General features: G+C 64.0%; 12 protein-coding genes. 8 read left to right on the top strand and 4 right to left on the bottom strand.

Features of this window, described 5'->3' with window-relative positions; all coding sequences use genetic code 11:
* Positions 1-18 precede the first annotated feature (18 nt).
* Positions 19-4596 (bottom strand): translocation/assembly module TamB domain-containing protein, encoded by a 4578-nt coding sequence (locus EJV47_RS10310; RefSeq protein ID WP_126693077.1) that lies wholly within the window; start codon positions 4594-4596, stop codon positions 19-21.
* Between the two features lie 259 nt (positions 4597-4855).
* Here EJV47_RS10310 and tsaD point away from each other — a divergent pair, with 259 nt between their 5' ends.
* The 6 genes from tsaD to EJV47_RS10280 all read left to right on the top strand — a co-directional run bounded on the left by tsaD (position 4856) and on the right by EJV47_RS10280 (position 9312).
* Entirely contained in the window at positions 4856-5866 is a 1011-nt protein-coding gene (tsaD, locus tag EJV47_RS10305) for a tRNA (adenosine(37)-N6)-threonylcarbamoyltransferase complex transferase subunit TsaD (protein ID WP_126693076.1), read from the top strand.
* A gap of 97 nt (positions 5867-5963) precedes the next feature.
* Positions 5964-6443, top strand: coding sequence for a hypothetical protein (locus tag EJV47_RS10300; RefSeq protein ID WP_126693075.1), 480 nt, complete (start codon positions 5964-5966; stop codon positions 6441-6443).
* 62 nt (positions 6444-6505) lie between these two features.
* Positions 6506-6913 carry a thioesterase family protein gene (locus EJV47_RS10295; protein ID WP_126693074.1) on the top strand — a complete coding sequence of 136 codons (408 nt, stop codon included), beginning with the start codon at positions 6506-6508 and terminating at the stop codon, positions 6911-6913.
* 75 nt (positions 6914-6988) lie between these two features.
* Positions 6989-7459, top strand: coding sequence for an SsrA-binding protein SmpB (gene smpB / locus EJV47_RS10290; RefSeq protein WP_126693073.1), 471 nt, complete (start codon positions 6989-6991; stop codon positions 7457-7459).
* Positions 7460-7651: 192 nt separating this feature from the next.
* On the top strand, positions 7652-8455 hold the full coding sequence (locus EJV47_RS10285; RefSeq protein WP_243651102.1) for a C40 family peptidase: 804 nt from the start codon (positions 7652-7654) through the stop codon (positions 8453-8455).
* 362 nt (positions 8456-8817) lie between these two features.
* Positions 8818-9312 (top strand): HNH endonuclease, encoded by a 495-nt coding sequence (locus tag EJV47_RS10280; RefSeq protein WP_126693072.1) that lies wholly within the window; start codon positions 8818-8820, stop codon positions 9310-9312.
* 164 nt (positions 9313-9476) lie between these two features.
* On the opposite strand, the gene EJV47_RS10275 is transcribed toward EJV47_RS10280, so the two are convergent.
* Positions 9477-10361, bottom strand: a complete 885-nt coding sequence (locus EJV47_RS10275; RefSeq protein WP_126693071.1) for an alpha/beta fold hydrolase — start codon at positions 10359-10361, stop codon at positions 9477-9479.
* A gap of 231 nt (positions 10362-10592) precedes the next feature.
* On the opposite strand from EJV47_RS10275, the gene EJV47_RS10270 reads away from it, so the two are divergent.
* On the top strand, positions 10593-11828 hold the full coding sequence (locus EJV47_RS10270) for a DUF3298 and DUF4163 domain-containing protein (protein WP_126693070.1): 1236 nt from the start codon (positions 10593-10595) through the stop codon (positions 11826-11828).
* Positions 11829-11918: 90 nt separating this feature from the next.
* Here the strand turns inward: EJV47_RS10270 and EJV47_RS10265 are convergent, their stop codons facing one another.
* Positions 11919-12119 carry a helix-turn-helix transcriptional regulator gene (locus tag EJV47_RS10265; RefSeq protein ID WP_126693069.1) on the bottom strand — a complete coding sequence of 67 codons (201 nt, stop codon included), beginning with the start codon at positions 12117-12119 and terminating at the stop codon, positions 11919-11921.
* Positions 12109-12582: a hypothetical protein gene (locus tag EJV47_RS10260; RefSeq protein ID WP_126693068.1), complete on the bottom strand. Its 474-nt coding sequence runs from the start codon at positions 12580-12582 to the stop codon at positions 12109-12111. The genes EJV47_RS10265 and EJV47_RS10260 overlap by 11 nt, the downstream gene beginning before the upstream one ends.
* A gap of 221 nt (positions 12583-12803) precedes the next feature.
* Between EJV47_RS10260 and EJV47_RS10255 the strand changes: the two genes are divergently transcribed.
* Positions 12804-13880, top strand: coding sequence for a fatty acid desaturase family protein (locus EJV47_RS10255; protein WP_126693067.1), 1077 nt, complete (start codon positions 12804-12806; stop codon positions 13878-13880).
* Position 13881: the final 1 nt, after the last annotated feature.

Raw genomic sequence — 13881 nt, 5'->3', positions numbered from 1 at the left:
ATTCAGCCATTTGACCATTTACAACGCAGTGCGCGGATCGTCGTCGATGATGAGCTGCTCGCGGGCTTTGCGGCGGGCCTCTTCGCGGCGGCGCAGGCGTTTGCGGGCAAACAGCTCCCGGAAGCTGTCGAACTGCTCGGTGTGCACCACTGAAATGCCGGCCCGGGCCTGGTTGGGCACGCCGATGTCGCGCGGGGTGGTTTCGTAGCGCAGCCGCACGCGGAACTTGCCATCCTGGCGCAGGAAATACTCCAGGCCGATGTCGCCGATGAGCGAGGTCTGGGTGGGCGTGCCGCCGGGCGTGTTGGTGGTGGCGTTGGAGCTGATGCCGCCGAAGCGCGTCACGCGCAGGCGCCCCTGCAGGAGGCTGTAGCTCAGGCGCACCTGCAGGTTTTTTAGCTCCTCCTCGGTCACGCCGTCGAGGTTGAAGGCAATTTCCAGGTTCTGGTCAATCTGCGAGGTAAGCAGGCCCAGCTGCGTCGACAGGATCTGACCCAGGCTGTTCTGCACCGCCCCGCCGCCGCTGGTCAGGGCCGTGTTGCCGAACTGGCCCACCGTGGAGAGCTGGCGGAACAGCAGCAGCGAGAAAACCTGCCGGTTCAGCTCCTGCTCGTCGTTGCGGATGTTCGACAGGAAGGAGGTCAGCTCGCCCTCCACCGACGAAGGCGCGTCGTTAAACTCCAGCCCGAGCTGAATGCGGGGCAGCAGCATGTCGCCGGTCAGGTGCATCACGGCCGTCACGCTGGCGTAGGCGTTGGTGGTTTCGCCGTCGCCTCCGCCGGCCCCGCCACCCAGGATGGGGGCCAGCGAGGTGCGCTGGGTGTAGGCGGCCGTCACGTCCATCTGGCCCTGCATCGGGTCGCCGTTGAAGGTGAGCGTGCCGCCGGGGCGCACCTGGAACTCCTTGTTCACCAGGCCCTGCAGGGTGAAGTTGTAGGCCCCGCGCACCACCTCCAGCTGCCCGTACATGTTGAATTCGCCGCGGGTGTCGATGTTCATGCGCAGCTGCCCGGTGGCCGAGCCGCGAATCACGTCGCCGGTCGTCTCGTCCAGAATCACCTCCATGTAGGCGTCGGGCGTCACGTCGAAGGTGGCGTTGAGCAGGATGCCCGACAAATCCACCGGCGGCTTGGCGGCCGCGGCTACCTTGGCGGTGTCGGGCAGGTTGCGGTTCACGAACTTGATGTAGCTGGCCTGCTGCACGGTGGTGGCGTTGTCGAGCGGCAGCGAGAGGCGGGTGCCCGATTCGCTGCGGGCCCGCACGTCGATAACCAGGTTGTCGACGGGGCCGGTGACGGTGGCCTCGCCGGTGGCGTAGGCCGTGCCGAAGTACAGCTCGTTCTGGCGGCGGGTGGTGTTGAGCACCTGCATGCGGCGGAAGTTGGCCTTCAGCGCCAGGCGCATGTTGTCGAAGCCCTTGTGGTAGATGTTGCCGTCGAGGGTGCCCTGGTTGCCCAGCGGGTCGCGCAGCTTAATGTTGCGGAACACCATACGGTCCTCGAAGAAGCGGATGCGGTCCTCGAAGGTGTAAGTGGTGTTCAGGTAGGCAAACGTCAGCTGGCCCTTGCTCACGGCCACGTCGCCGCGCAGGCTGGGGGCCGAGAAGGGGCCAGTCAGGCGCAGGGTACCGCGGCCGGTGCCGCCAAGGTTGGTCAGCACCCCGGCCAGGAAAGGCTCGGCCAGCTTGATGGGCGCGTCGTTGAGGGCGCCGGTCAGGTTCAGCTGGTCCTCGGGGGCGCCGGTCGGGGCGATGGTGCCGGCCACGCTCAGCACGTTCTGCCCGTCGCGCATCACCGAGAGGTTAGTGCCCAGGCGGCGGGCGTCGTTGTCCCAGTTGGCCACGCCCGATACGTTGCCAATCAGCGTGTTGTCGAAGTACAGAGAGTCCACCGTGAGGCGGGCGGCCGTCACCAGCTGCCCGAACACCCCGCGCACGTCGCCGGTGGCGTTGACGCGCCCGCGCATATTCTGCCGGGTCAGCGGGGAGAGGGTGGCCAGCTCCAAGTCCTTCACCTCCAGGTGCAGGGTGCGCGAGGGGTCCTCCGACACTTCGCCGGTGGCCAGGATGAGCTGCCGGCCGTTGGAGAGCGAGAAGTTGGGCACCGTTATTTCGTGCCCGCCGCCGGCAATGACGATGGCGTTGTCTTGGGCAATAATCCACTCGCGCCCCAGCAGGTTTACCCCCGACTTGCGGAACACAATCTGCACCGCGTTGGGCAGAAAATCCAGCGCTCCGTTGATCTGGGCGCGGTTGGTGGTGCCGGTCTGGGCCAGGGAGGAGGAGAAGTTGATTTTGTCCTGGTCCCACACGCCTTCCACGTAGAACTGCTCGGTGCGGCCCAGCCCGGGCAGGCGCTGCCGGGTGCTGGTCACGCTGGCCTGGGCCAGCACGTCGGGGGCGTAGGGCAGCTTCGAGGTCAAGAGGTCAAACGACACCTGCTCGGCCCGAATGCTGTCGTACTGCACGGCCGCGGCCTTGCCGCCGAGCTGCAGAATGGAGGTGGCCCCGTTGCGGAACGAGCCCTCGATGTGGGTGGAGTCGCTGAGGCTGAGCTGGGGCACGAACACGTGCAGCAGCGGGTTGGGCCGCTTCAGGTCCAGCGTCAGGTCGATGTGGTAGTCGGGCGTGGCCTGGCGGCGCTTGCGGCGGTAGTAGGCCTCGGTGGCGCGGGCGTCGCCGGCGAAATTCAGGCGGTACTCCTCGATGAGCTGCTGCACGTCGCCGATGGCCTGGGAAAACTGGTAGTTGCCGCGGGCCCGCAGGCGGAAGGCTTCGGAGCGCATGGCCAGCAGCCGGTCCCCGTCGCGGCGGGTAGCCAGCAAGTCCAGCGTGTCGAGATGCACGGAGCGGTCCTGCAGCGTGAGGCGGGTGTCGCGCAGGTGGATGCGCCCCAGCAGCTCGTCCAGCGTCAGGCCCTGGAAGCGCACGTCGGCCTGGGTGCTGACGACCAGCGGCTGGTCGATAATGCCCAGGGCCCGCAGGTCGGCGCGGCGGATGTCGCCCACCAGGTCGAAAGCCTGCCGGCCGCGGCCCCAGTTCACGGTGCCCTCGCCCGCGGCCTGCAGGTTGGGGTCGTTGATGTTGAAGCGGCCGTCAAACTCCTGCTTGGTCACGCGGCCGTTGATGACCTCGATGTTGCGGTAGCGGTAGCCGTTCACCCACACCGAGGCAATATTGGCCGTGGCGTTGATGCGGGCCGCATCGAGGTCGAAGCCCACGCCGTCGACCTTGCCATTGATGGCCACGTCGCGAATGACCGACTCGTCGCCGAGCAGCTTGCCCAGCTGGAAGCCAGCCGTGCGCACGGTGCCCTCGTAGCTGGAGTTGCGCGGGTCGTCCTTGAACTTCAGGTTCACGTCGGCCGTCACGTTGCCCAGGCGGGTGCGGAAGTCGCCGTTGGCCACGAAGTCGTTGTAGAAGCCCAGAAACTGCCCGTTCAGCGTGACGGTGCCCAGGCGCTGGAAGTAGGGGTACACCGCGGCGGGCAGTATGGGCTTGAGGTCCTTGGGGTTGACCACCGTGCCCGGGCGCAGGCGCAGCTCGGCGAAGGTTTCCTGCCACTCGGGCAGGCCCTGGGCGGTGATGTTGCCGATGATGTGGGTGCCGCCGTTGCTGTAGCGCAAGTCCAGGTTTTTGGCCGCGAAGTCGCGCACGTAGCCCTTGGCCTCGCCCGAAATCAGGATTTTCTCGCCCCAGCCCCAGAGCTGCGGGGCAAACAGGGCAATGTCGTCGGCGTACACCCGGCTGGGCTTAAGCCGCGCCGTCACCTTCACCGAGTCGTTGAAGTCGGTGAAATTCAGGAAATGGTCGTAGTCGAAGCGCACGTAATCTGCCAGCTGGCTGCCGCCCACGCGCAGCTTCAGCTTTTCGAACTCCCAGAACTTGGAGGCGAAAGTCATGCCCGCCGTCAGCTCGCGCAGCCGCGTTTTGGAGGGTAGATCCAGGGCCCGCAGCCCGTCGATCTGGGCGTGAATGGTGTCGCCCCGAAACCAGATCTGCGAGAGGTCGGCGTACACGCTGTCGATGTACATGTGGTCGTAGTCCATCGACTTGCCGTACTCCGGGGCTCGGGGCTTGTCTTTGCGGTCCAGCACGAAGCGGGCATTCTGCAGGCTCACCGCCTCCACCTTGAAGTCGAAGGGCTTGGTAGTCTTGGTGGTGTCGGGCGCGCCGAGCAGGCGCTGAAAGGCCGTTAGGAACTCATCGAGGTTAGTTTCCTCGTTTTGGGCGCCGGGGTAGGTCACCAGCTCGAAGCGCGGCTCGGTAAGCGTGACCTTGCTGAGGTACAGCTTGTTGGGCGAAAACACCGAGAAGGTACTCACGTCGGCCTCCAGCTCCCCGATGTAGAAGAGCGGGCCGCCGCGCCGGTCGAGCACCTGCACCCGCTCCAGCACCACTTTGGTAAAGGGCCGGACATCCACCCGCCCGATGCTGACGGGCTGCTCCAGCTTATCGGACAGGATTTCGGCCGCCCGCTGGGCCACCTCCGTCTGCACCGCCGGGATGCGCAAAGCCAGAATGGCCGCCCCGAGCAGCAGCGCCAGCAGCAGCACGAGCCCGAGCAGAACCTTCAGGATGGCCTTTATAACTTGCACGCTGGTAGTCGGCGGGGAGAGTTGAAGCGCTGCGGCCGGGCCCAAGCCCGTCCGGCACGAAGACGTAAACGCCGCCGGAATGGATGCTTATACGCATTCAGCCAACGGAAATTCCACAAAAAAAGCTAATAAGCGGCGAAATGGTGAGATGGTGAAATAGTGAACTGGTGAGTTTGCTGTTCGGACAGTCCCAACTGAGCCGGCAGAACCACCCTTCCTAGCCCATCAACTCACCATTTCACCACCTCACCATTTCACCATGGAGCATCCCATTATCCTGGCCATCGAGTCGTCGTGCGACGATACGGGGGCGGCCGTAATTGCCGGGGGCACCGTCCTGGCCAACGTGGTGGCCTCCCAGCAGGTGCACGAGCAGTTTGGCGGCGTGGTGCCCGAGCTGGCTTCGCGCGCCCACCAGCAGCACATTCTGCCGGTGGTGCAGGCCGCCCTGAGCCGGGCCGGCGTCACGAAGGAGGAGCTGGACGCGGTGGCCTTCACCCAGGGGCCGGGCCTGCTGGGCTCCCTGCTGGTCGGCGGCATGTTCGCCAAAAGCTTCGCGCTGGCCCTGGGCAAGCCGCTCATTGCCGTCAACCACATGCGGGCCCACATCCTGGCCCACTTCATCGAGGAGCCGCGGCCGGCCTTTCCTATTCTCTGCCTGACGGTGAGCGGGGGCCACACCCAGCTGGTCATTGTGCGCAGCCCGATGGAAATGGAAATCATCGGCCAGACCCAGGACGACGCCGCCGGCGAAGCCTTCGACAAGACGGCCAAGCTGCTGGGCCTGCCGTACCCCGGCGGCCCCCGCCTCGACAAGCTGGCCCAGCAGGGCGACCCGCTGCGCTTCCCGTTCCCGGTGAACCAGATGCCCGGCTACGACTTCTCCTTCAGCGGGGTGAAAACGGCCGTGATGTACTTTCTGCGCCAGCAGACCCAGCAGAACCCCAAGTTCATCGAGGAAAACCTCCCGGACCTCTGCGCCAGCATTCAGCACACCATCCTGCAGACGCTCATGCGCCAGCTGCGCCGCGCCGCCAAAGACTACGGCCTGACCAACGTGGCCATTGCCGGCGGCGTGGCGGCCAACTCCGGCCTGCGCGCCGAGCTGCAGCGCCTGGCGGGGGAGCTAGGCTGGGAGGTGTTCATCCCCGCCTTCCAGTACTGCACCGACAACGCCGGCATGATTGCCATGACAGCCCACTTCCAATACGAAGCCGGGGATTTTGCCGACCAGCTGGCCAGCCCGGACCCGCGGCTGAAGCTGGCATAGTAGGTTAGGGCGTCATGCTGAGCTTGTCGAAGCATCTCTACCGCTTCGTTTATAAATCACTAACCGTCGCGTCTCCAGCCTGACCCAATATTGAGGTATGAAGTCTTTTATCAGCCCAGTTTTGATTACCAGCCTTTTCGGGCTGAGCTGCCTTACTCTAACGGCTCAAGCGCAAGCTCACTTGCAAACCTTTCCCACTGGTAGCCTAGTGGGGAAATGGGTTCAGATTTCCACTGAGTACAAGGTAACCCGGCGCATTTCAAAGAATACCACGGAGGAAAAAAGCGCACGTACCCTCTGTAACGTATGCTCTGAAATAGATTTCAGAGCCGATTCAACAGCTACCATTATGGCGCACGGATCAGATGTAGCCCCTGCTAATGCCTTCCTATGGGGCGTTAGGGGCAATGCTTTAATCATCCGCAACCTGACTAGTGGTGAGGCAGCAGCAAATCTTCTTCCTGCTGGTCAATACATTATTGAAGCGAAAGGTGGGGGATCTGTAAGCCTTCCTGGTGAAGTAATAATGCTGACAGACATAAAAGGTGTGGGCCACATTCTGGTTAGAAGCAGGTAGTGATTGATGGCCCAGACGAAGCGGTAGAGATGCTTCGACTGCGCTCAGCATGACATTCTAATATGCGCAACCCCTTCCACCCCGGCGACCAGCAAACCCACCGCTACACCGTCGTAGCGGCCGACTTCGCCCAGTTCGAGGCCGGGGGCGGGCTGGTGCACCCGGTGCTGAGCACCTTCGCCCTGACGCGCGAAATGGAGTGGGCCGGGCGGCTGTTTGTGCTGCAGATGCGCGAGGCAGGGGAGGAGGGCATCGGCACCATGGTGGAGGTGCAGCACCACGCCCCGGCCTTCGAGGGCGAAACCGTAGAGCTGACTGCTACCTTTGCCGCCCTCAACGGCCGCGAACTGCTGTGCACCGTAGAAGCCCGCGTGGGTGAGCGGCTGGTAGCCACCGGCCGCACCGGCCAGCGCATCGTGGACAAGCACAAGCTGGCAGCCCGCTTTGCGGCCCTGCGCGCCGCCGAGTAACCACCCGCTATTATATTTCCGTTAAGCAACGGCTGCTACGGCGGTCCGCTGCTTCCCCCGCGACTTTTCCCCATCATGGCCAAAGCCAAAGAAACCACCCCGCGCTCCGTCAACATCCAGAACCGCCGCGCGGGCTACGAATACTCGTTTCTCGTCAAGTACACCGCCGGCATGGTGCTGGTGGGCACCGAAATCAAGAGCCTGCGCACCGGCAACGGCAACATCACCGACGGCTACTGCACCTTCGGGGCCAACGGCACCCTGTGGCTGCACGGCGTGACCATCGCCCAGTACACCCAGGGCACCTACAACAACCACGAGCCCACCCGCCCGCGCCAGCTGCTGCTCACCAAAAAGGAGATGCGTCAGCTCTCAACCAAAAGCCAGGAGCAGGGCCTGACCATCATTCCGCTGCGCATCTTCATCGGCGAGCGGGGCTTCGCCAAGGTGGAAATTGCCCTGGCCCGCGGCAAAAAGCTCTTCGACAAGCGCGAGGACCTCAAAGCCCGCGACGTGAAGCGCGAAATGGACCGCAACCAGTATTAACCGCTGATTTGCGCTGATTGAATTGATTTCGCTGATTTTTAGTCGTTCTGGCGGCCCGGTCAATGGGTTAGGCGCCAGCAACGCTGGTTTTGCGGAATCGATTATTAGCCGGAGCTTCGCGAAAATTTACCTCCGCTGAATTGAATGGTTTTGTATCAGCGAAATCACGTAAATCAGCGTTAATCTGCGATTGTGGAACACGGAATTTGCGCCCTGAGCGTGGTGCCGGTGCGCGCCGAGCCTTCCGATAAGGCCGAAATCGTCACCCAGCTCGTGTTTGGCGACTGTTACACGGTGCTGCTGACGCAGGGCAACTGGCAGCAGGTGCGCACCGCGGCCGACAACTACGTGGGCTGGATGGACCCCAAGCAGCACCAGCCCGTGTCAGCCGAGTACCTGGCGGCCTGGCTCGCCCAGGACCACCCCCGCAGCCTCGACGTGGTGCAGGTGGTCAGCAACGCCAAGGTGCGCATTCCCGTCACCCTGGGCGCCCGCCTGCCGTTTTTCGACGGCATGACCCTGCGCCTGGGCGACGACGCCTACTTCTACAACGGCGCGGCCACCAACCCGCAGAACGGCCACGGTCCGCAGGGGCCCACCGACAAACGCACCGCCCTGCTGCTCAAAGCCGGGCAGATTTTCCTGAAAGCCCCCTACCTCTGGGGCGGCCGCACCCTGTTCGGCGTCGACTGCTCCGGCCTGGTGCAGCAGCTCTACGGCCTTATCGGCGTGCAGCTCCCGCGCGACGCCCGCCAGCAGATCGACCACGGCCGCGTAGTGCACTTCGTGTCGCAGACCCAACCCGGCGACCTGGCCTTTTTCGACAATGCCGAGGGCAACATCATCCACGTAGGCCTGCTGCTCGACGACCAGCAGATCCTGCACGCCAGCGGCGAAGTGCGCATCGACCCGCTCGACCACAACGGCATCTACAACCGCCAGCGCCAGAAATACACCCACAAGCTGCGCCTGATCAAGCGCATCTTGCCCGAGTAACGGTTCGGGTAGCAGTCATTGCGAGCGAAGCGCGGCAATCTTTCCTCTCGCGGCACGACGGCCTAACTGGCAGAAACCAAAAACCGGTCCCGCCCAAAACTGATGCTACAGTTCCGGACGAGGCCGGTTTCGGGCAGTGGGTATTGCGTCGGCGGCGCACTGTACAGGACCGATTGCCGCGGCTGCGCCTCGCAATGACTGCCGGTGTTGCCCTTTGCTGGCGCTACCGTCTGCCGGGGCGGTGCCCAATCTACCGTCGAGCCACTTCCCGAATTGAACCAAGCCCGGGGCGCGGCGGTTGCTAAACCGGCTGGAAACCCCTAGCTTACCGCTAGTTCCGGTCGTTTACCACCACCGCTCGTATGGACCAAAAAGTGCTCGTGCTCAATGGCGACTATACCGCCATTACCCTGTGCAGCGTGCAGAAGGCCTTCGTGTTGCTTTACCTCGACAAAGCCGAGTTGATTGCCAACAAGGAAGGCGCGTTTCTGCGCACCGTTAGCAAGGCGTTTCCCAAACCCAGCATCATCAAGCTGCAGCGCTACGTGCGCGTGCCGTACAAGGGCATTGCCCTGAGCCGGCACAACATCATGAAGCGGGACCATTTTGAATGCCAGTACTGCGGCTCTACCAAGAACCTCACCCTGGACCACGTGCTGCCCCGCTCCCGCGGCGGCGACTCCAGCTGGAGCAATTTGCTCACCGCCTGCGCCCGCTGCAACCACGCCAAGGGCCACCGCACCCCCGAAGAGGCGGGCCTTGTCGTCAGACAAAAGCCCAGGAAACCCACCTTATCCAGTTTCCTCAAGCTCAGTGCCGGTACCATTGACCATACCTGGCACGCGTACCTAAACTGAAAAACCGGCGTAGCGGCAGCTGCACCGGTTTTTTTATTGGGTAAGAAGGGGTGAGAGTAGCAGGGTAGGAGTCAGAAAGTTTAAGAGGGTATGGGGGTAGGAGGGTAGGAGTCGTCCGAATAATGACTCCTTCCCTCCTACCCCCATACCCTCACACCCTAACCCTACGCCAGCGGTTCGCGCACGGCGTAGCGGTTGTCGCCGCTGGCGGTGCTGCCGCTGGTGAAGTCCAGCAGGTCTTGGGTCAGGCGGTCCTTGGAGGTGATAAACAGGCCGTGCGGCTCGCCGTCGTACTTGATGTACGTGGCCTGGGGCAGCAGCTCGGCCGTTTTGTCGCCGCTGGATTTGATGGGCACGGTCTGGTCGTCGGTGCCGTGGATGATGAGCGTGGGCACTTTGATGCTGCGCACATCCTGGCGGAAATCGGTGCTGCTGAAGGCCTTGGCGCACTCCTCGGTGGCGTGCGGGGCGGCCGGCAGGCACAGCATCTGCATCCAGTCGAGGGTGGCCTGGCTGACGGGCTTGCTCACCACGCCCACGCCGTAGAACTTCTTGCCGAAGTCCTGCAGGAAGTCGGGGCGGTCCTTGCGCAGGCCCTCGATGATTTTGTCGAACTCCTCCTGGGGCACGCCGTCGGGGTTGTCGTCGGTTTTGAGCAGGAAGGGCGTCACGGCCGAAACCAGGGCCACCCGGCTCACGCGGGCGCCGCCGTGCCGGCTCATGTAGCGGGCCACTTCGCCGCCGCCCATCGAGAAGCCCACCAGCGTCACGTTCTGCAGGTCGAGCCCGTCGAGGAGGGCTTTCAGGTCGTCGGCCAGCACGTCGTAGTCGTAGCTGCCCCAGGGTTTGTCGGATTTGCCGAAGCCGCGCCGGTCGTAGGCAATGACGCGCTTGCCGTAGTGAGCGAGGCTGTGCGACTGGTGCTCCCACATCTGGTGGTCGGCGGGCCAGCCGTGGATCAGTACGACCGGGTCGCCCTGACCCCAGTCCTGGTAAAAAATGTTGATGTCGTTGCCTCGGGCGTCTTGGCCGGCTTTGATAAAGCTCATGGTGTGGATGGTTGTGGTTGGATTTGTCAAAGGCTTACTTGTAAAGCTGGGCTGTGGTTGCGGGCCCGAATACGTAGTAAAAGGGCCATATTGGCCCAATAAGCCACCAGCCCCGGCGAATCAGCGGTAAACCGGCCCGCCCGGCCGATAAATATTTTGCGCCGCCCCGCGTATAGCCGGCACACCACGCCCGCCGCCGCCGCGGCCGTTTACTTGCCGCTCCCGTTGCCTATGAGCCTTTTCCTCCTTTCCCGCCCCGTCCTGCTGCTGGCTCTGCTGACCGCCTGCAACTCCCGGCAGAACGATACCGCCACCACCGCTCCGGCCCCCGGCCAGCCCACCGCGCCGCGCCCCGCGGCCCCGGCCGATTCGCCCGGGGCGTGGTACCGGCAATACCGCGGCGTGCTGCCCGGCGCCACCGACAGCATCACGCTGCAGCTGCAGGCTTGGCCGCGGCTCACCAACGACTCCGAATCGGCCGGAGTGGCGGGCAGCTACGCCGGCACCGACGGGCAGCCCTTCCTGCTCAACGGCGACTACGGCACCCGCCACGCCCCCGATTCGCTGGTGCTCATCGACTACAGCCCGGAGCACGTAGCCGAGGGGGCGCAGGCCGGCCCGGTGTGGCGCCTGCACCGGCAGGGCCCGCAGCTGACGGGTACCGTAAGCGGCCAGCCCGTGCGTCTGCGCGAAGTGCGCCCCCTGGGCAGCCTGGCGCTGATTTCCAAATTCTACAGCGACTCGGTAGCCGCCTTCCCCAATCAGGCCACGTCGCCCCACGCCCAGCTGCGCCTGCTGGCCCTGCAGCCCGTGGGCCTGGCCACCGGCCTGCTGCGCGACAACCTGCTGCGCCACCTGTGCGGCGACACCCTCGAAAACCAGCCCGCGCCCGACCTCGATGAGCTGTGGGGGCAGCGCCTGGCGGCATATACCAAAGACTACCGCCAGGACGCCGGGGAGCGGCAGCAGGAAACAGCGGGCGACACCCTGCCCAGCTACGCCCTGCGCTACGACGAGCAGCAGCTGATGCACGTATTCTGGAACCAGGCTCCGCTGCTGAGCCTCGGCTACTTCGTCTACAGCTACACCGGTGGCGCCCACGGCAGCTACGGCACCCGCGTCGTGAGCTACGACACGCGCACCGGCCGGCCCTTGCCCTACAGCGCCATCTTCCGCCCCGGCACCGAGCCGCAGCTGGTGGCCCTGCTCGACCGCGCCGCCCGCCGGCAGCTGCGCCTGGCCCCCAATGCCCCGCTCGACGGCCCGCTGTTCGTGCCGCACCTGCCGGCCACCCGCAACGTGTACCTGACCAGCGGCGGGGCCGTGTTCGTGTACTCGCCCTACGAAATTGCCTCCTTCGCCCAGGGCGAAATCCGCCTGTTTCTGCCCTTCTCCGAGCTGCGCCCCCTGCTGAACCCGGACCTGCTCGTGGGCACCGCCGCCGACGTGGCCGACCAGCCCCTGTAAGCCGCGCTGCGCCGGAAAATGACCACGGCCCGCCCCAGCTGCCTGCAGGCAGCTGGGGCGGGCCGTGGTCATTTTCCGGCGCAGCGCGGCTTAGTCGTCGGCTTCCAGCTCGAACAGCTCCTCCACCGATTTGCCCAGCAGCCGGGCCGCTTTCAGGGCCAGCACCGTGGAGGGCACGTACTTGGCCTGCTCCATGGCATTGACGGTCTGCCGGCTCACCCCGATGCGGCGGGCTACGTCTTCCTGCGTGAGGCCCAGGGCTACGCGGGCCAGTTTCAGCTTATTCAGCATAGCGGGCGGCGCGGCTGCTGCGGAACAGCACGTAGTGGAAACGGAGCAGGAACAGCACCAGCGGCGTGAACATGCTGTACACCATGATGTTGAGAAAGAGGAAGTCGTAGGTGAACAGCAGGGCCAGGATGAGCAGACCGTAGTTGACGTACACCGCCCAGAGCAGGGAATCGAGGCGCAGGCGCATGATGAACTCATCCTCGTACCGCTCGCGCGAACAGGCCGCCAGCAGTGCGCCCAGAATGCACAGCACGGCGCTTAGCTCGGGCAGAAAATTGTGGGGCACGGGTACGCCGTCTTTGCCGAGCGTGGGATGCGGCAGCACAAACGCGGGTATTTGAAACGTCAGCCAGGCTGGTTGCCACTCAAAATTCCAGGCGGCGAGACCCAGCACCGCACCGGCGGCAAACAGCACCCAGCCAATGGCCTTGTAGCGGTGCGGAAAAAGAAAGCGGGTATTCATAGCAGCAGAAGGATTGAAGTACGCTGCAAGTGTAAAGTATTCTTGACACAAAGTAAAGTTTGCTTGACAAAAATATTCCACCCGTCTAGGCCCGACGGAACGAGTTAGCCGGTCGGGGTGTCTACCCAAACCCGGCCGCGGCGGAGCTGATTTGCGTCAGGTCGCGTCCGCCGCGGGCTTTGTGCCGTACCTTTACGGCCCGATACCCACTACTCACCCGCATGTCCGTACCCAAGTTTGCCGCCGTCCGGCAGAGTGAATCGTTTCACCAGGAGCTGAAGCGCCGCGTCAACGACTACTTCGAGCAGGCCGGCAAAGCCACCACCGGCAACGCCACCCTGTTCACCAAAGCCGCCCTGCTGACCGGGGCCCTGCTGTTCCTCTACATCCACCTCGTGTTCTTCACGCCCCCGGCGGGCTGGGCCATCCTAGAGTGCGTGCTTATGGGCGCCGTCGGGGCTGCCATCGGCTTCAACGTGATGCACGACGGGGCCCACGGCTCGTTTTCGGAGCACAAGTGGCTGAACCAGGCCGCCGCCTTTACCCTGAACGTATTCGGCGGCAACTCCTTCATGTGGAACATGAAGCACAACCTCATCCACCACATGTACACCAACATCGACGGGGTGGACGACGACATCGATGCCCAGCCCTGGCTGCGCCTGAGCGAGACGCAGCCGCGCCGCGCCCTGCACCGCTACCAGCACTACTACTTCTGGTTTCTGTACGCGCTGTTCTACCTGGCCTGGGTGGTGATGATGGACTACCAGAAATACTTCAAGGGCGCCATCGGCTCGGTGCCGCTCAAGAAGATGACCCTCGGTGACCAGCTCACGTTCTGGGGCTTCAAGGTGCTGTACCTGGGCCTGTTCGTGGCCCTGCCGATTTACATGGTGGGCTTCGTGCCCTGGATTATCGGCTTCCTGATTTTCGCCGCCGTGGCCGGCTTCTCGCTAAGCCTGGTGTTTCAGCTGGCCCACACCGTGGAACCCGCCACCTTCCCCGTGCCCGATGCCCAGACCTACAAGATGGAGGACGAGTGGGCCATTCACCAGCTGAAAACCACCGCCAACTTCGCCACCGACAACAAAGTGGTAACCTGGCTGCTGGGCGGGCTGAACTTCCAGGTGGAGCACCACCTTTTCCCCAAGATTTCGCACGTGCACTACCCGGCCATCAGCAAAATCATCAAGCAGGCCTGCCAGGAATTCGACGTGGTCTACCACGAATTCCCGCGTATGCGCACCGCCGTATTGTCGCACGTGCTGTTCCTGCGCCAGCTCGGCCGGGCGGCGTAGA

This window comes from Hymenobacter gummosus, from assembly GCF_003970915.1.
Classification (GTDB): Bacteria; Bacteroidota; Bacteroidia; order Cytophagales; family Hymenobacteraceae; genus Solirubrum; species Solirubrum gummosum.
The sequence above is the reverse complement of the archived record's forward strand: the minus strand, read 5'-3'. Positions and strand labels throughout refer to the sequence as shown.

Coding starts and splice junctions, on each gene's coding strand:
- EJV47_RS10300 (WP_126693075.1), top strand. CDS start 5,964: ATGAAGTCTTTTATCAGCCCAGTTTTGATTACCAGCCTTTTCGGGCTG.
- EJV47_RS10280 (WP_126693072.1), top strand. CDS start 8,818: ATGGACCAAAAAGTGCTCGTGCTCAATGGCGACTATACCGCCATTACC.
- smpB (WP_126693073.1), top strand. CDS start 6,989: ATGGCCAAAGCCAAAGAAACCACCCCGCGCTCCGTCAACATCCAGAAC.
- EJV47_RS10275 (WP_126693071.1), bottom strand. CDS start 10,361: ATGAGCTTTATCAAAGCCGGCCAAGACGCCCGAGGCAACGACATCAAC.
- EJV47_RS10260 (WP_126693068.1), bottom strand. CDS start 12,582: ATGAATACCCGCTTTCTTTTTCCGCACCGCTACAAGGCCATTGGCTGG.
- EJV47_RS10270 (WP_126693070.1), top strand. CDS start 10,593: ATGAGCCTTTTCCTCCTTTCCCGCCCCGTCCTGCTGCTGGCTCTGCTG.
- EJV47_RS10265 (WP_126693069.1), bottom strand. CDS start 12,119: ATGCTGAATAAGCTGAAACTGGCCCGCGTAGCCCTGGGCCTCACGCAG.
- tsaD (WP_126693076.1), top strand. CDS start 4,856: ATGGAGCATCCCATTATCCTGGCCATCGAGTCGTCGTGCGACGATACG.
- EJV47_RS10295 (WP_126693074.1), top strand. CDS start 6,506: ATGCGCAACCCCTTCCACCCCGGCGACCAGCAAACCCACCGCTACACC.
- EJV47_RS10255 (WP_126693067.1), top strand. CDS start 12,804: ATGTCCGTACCCAAGTTTGCCGCCGTCCGGCAGAGTGAATCGTTTCAC.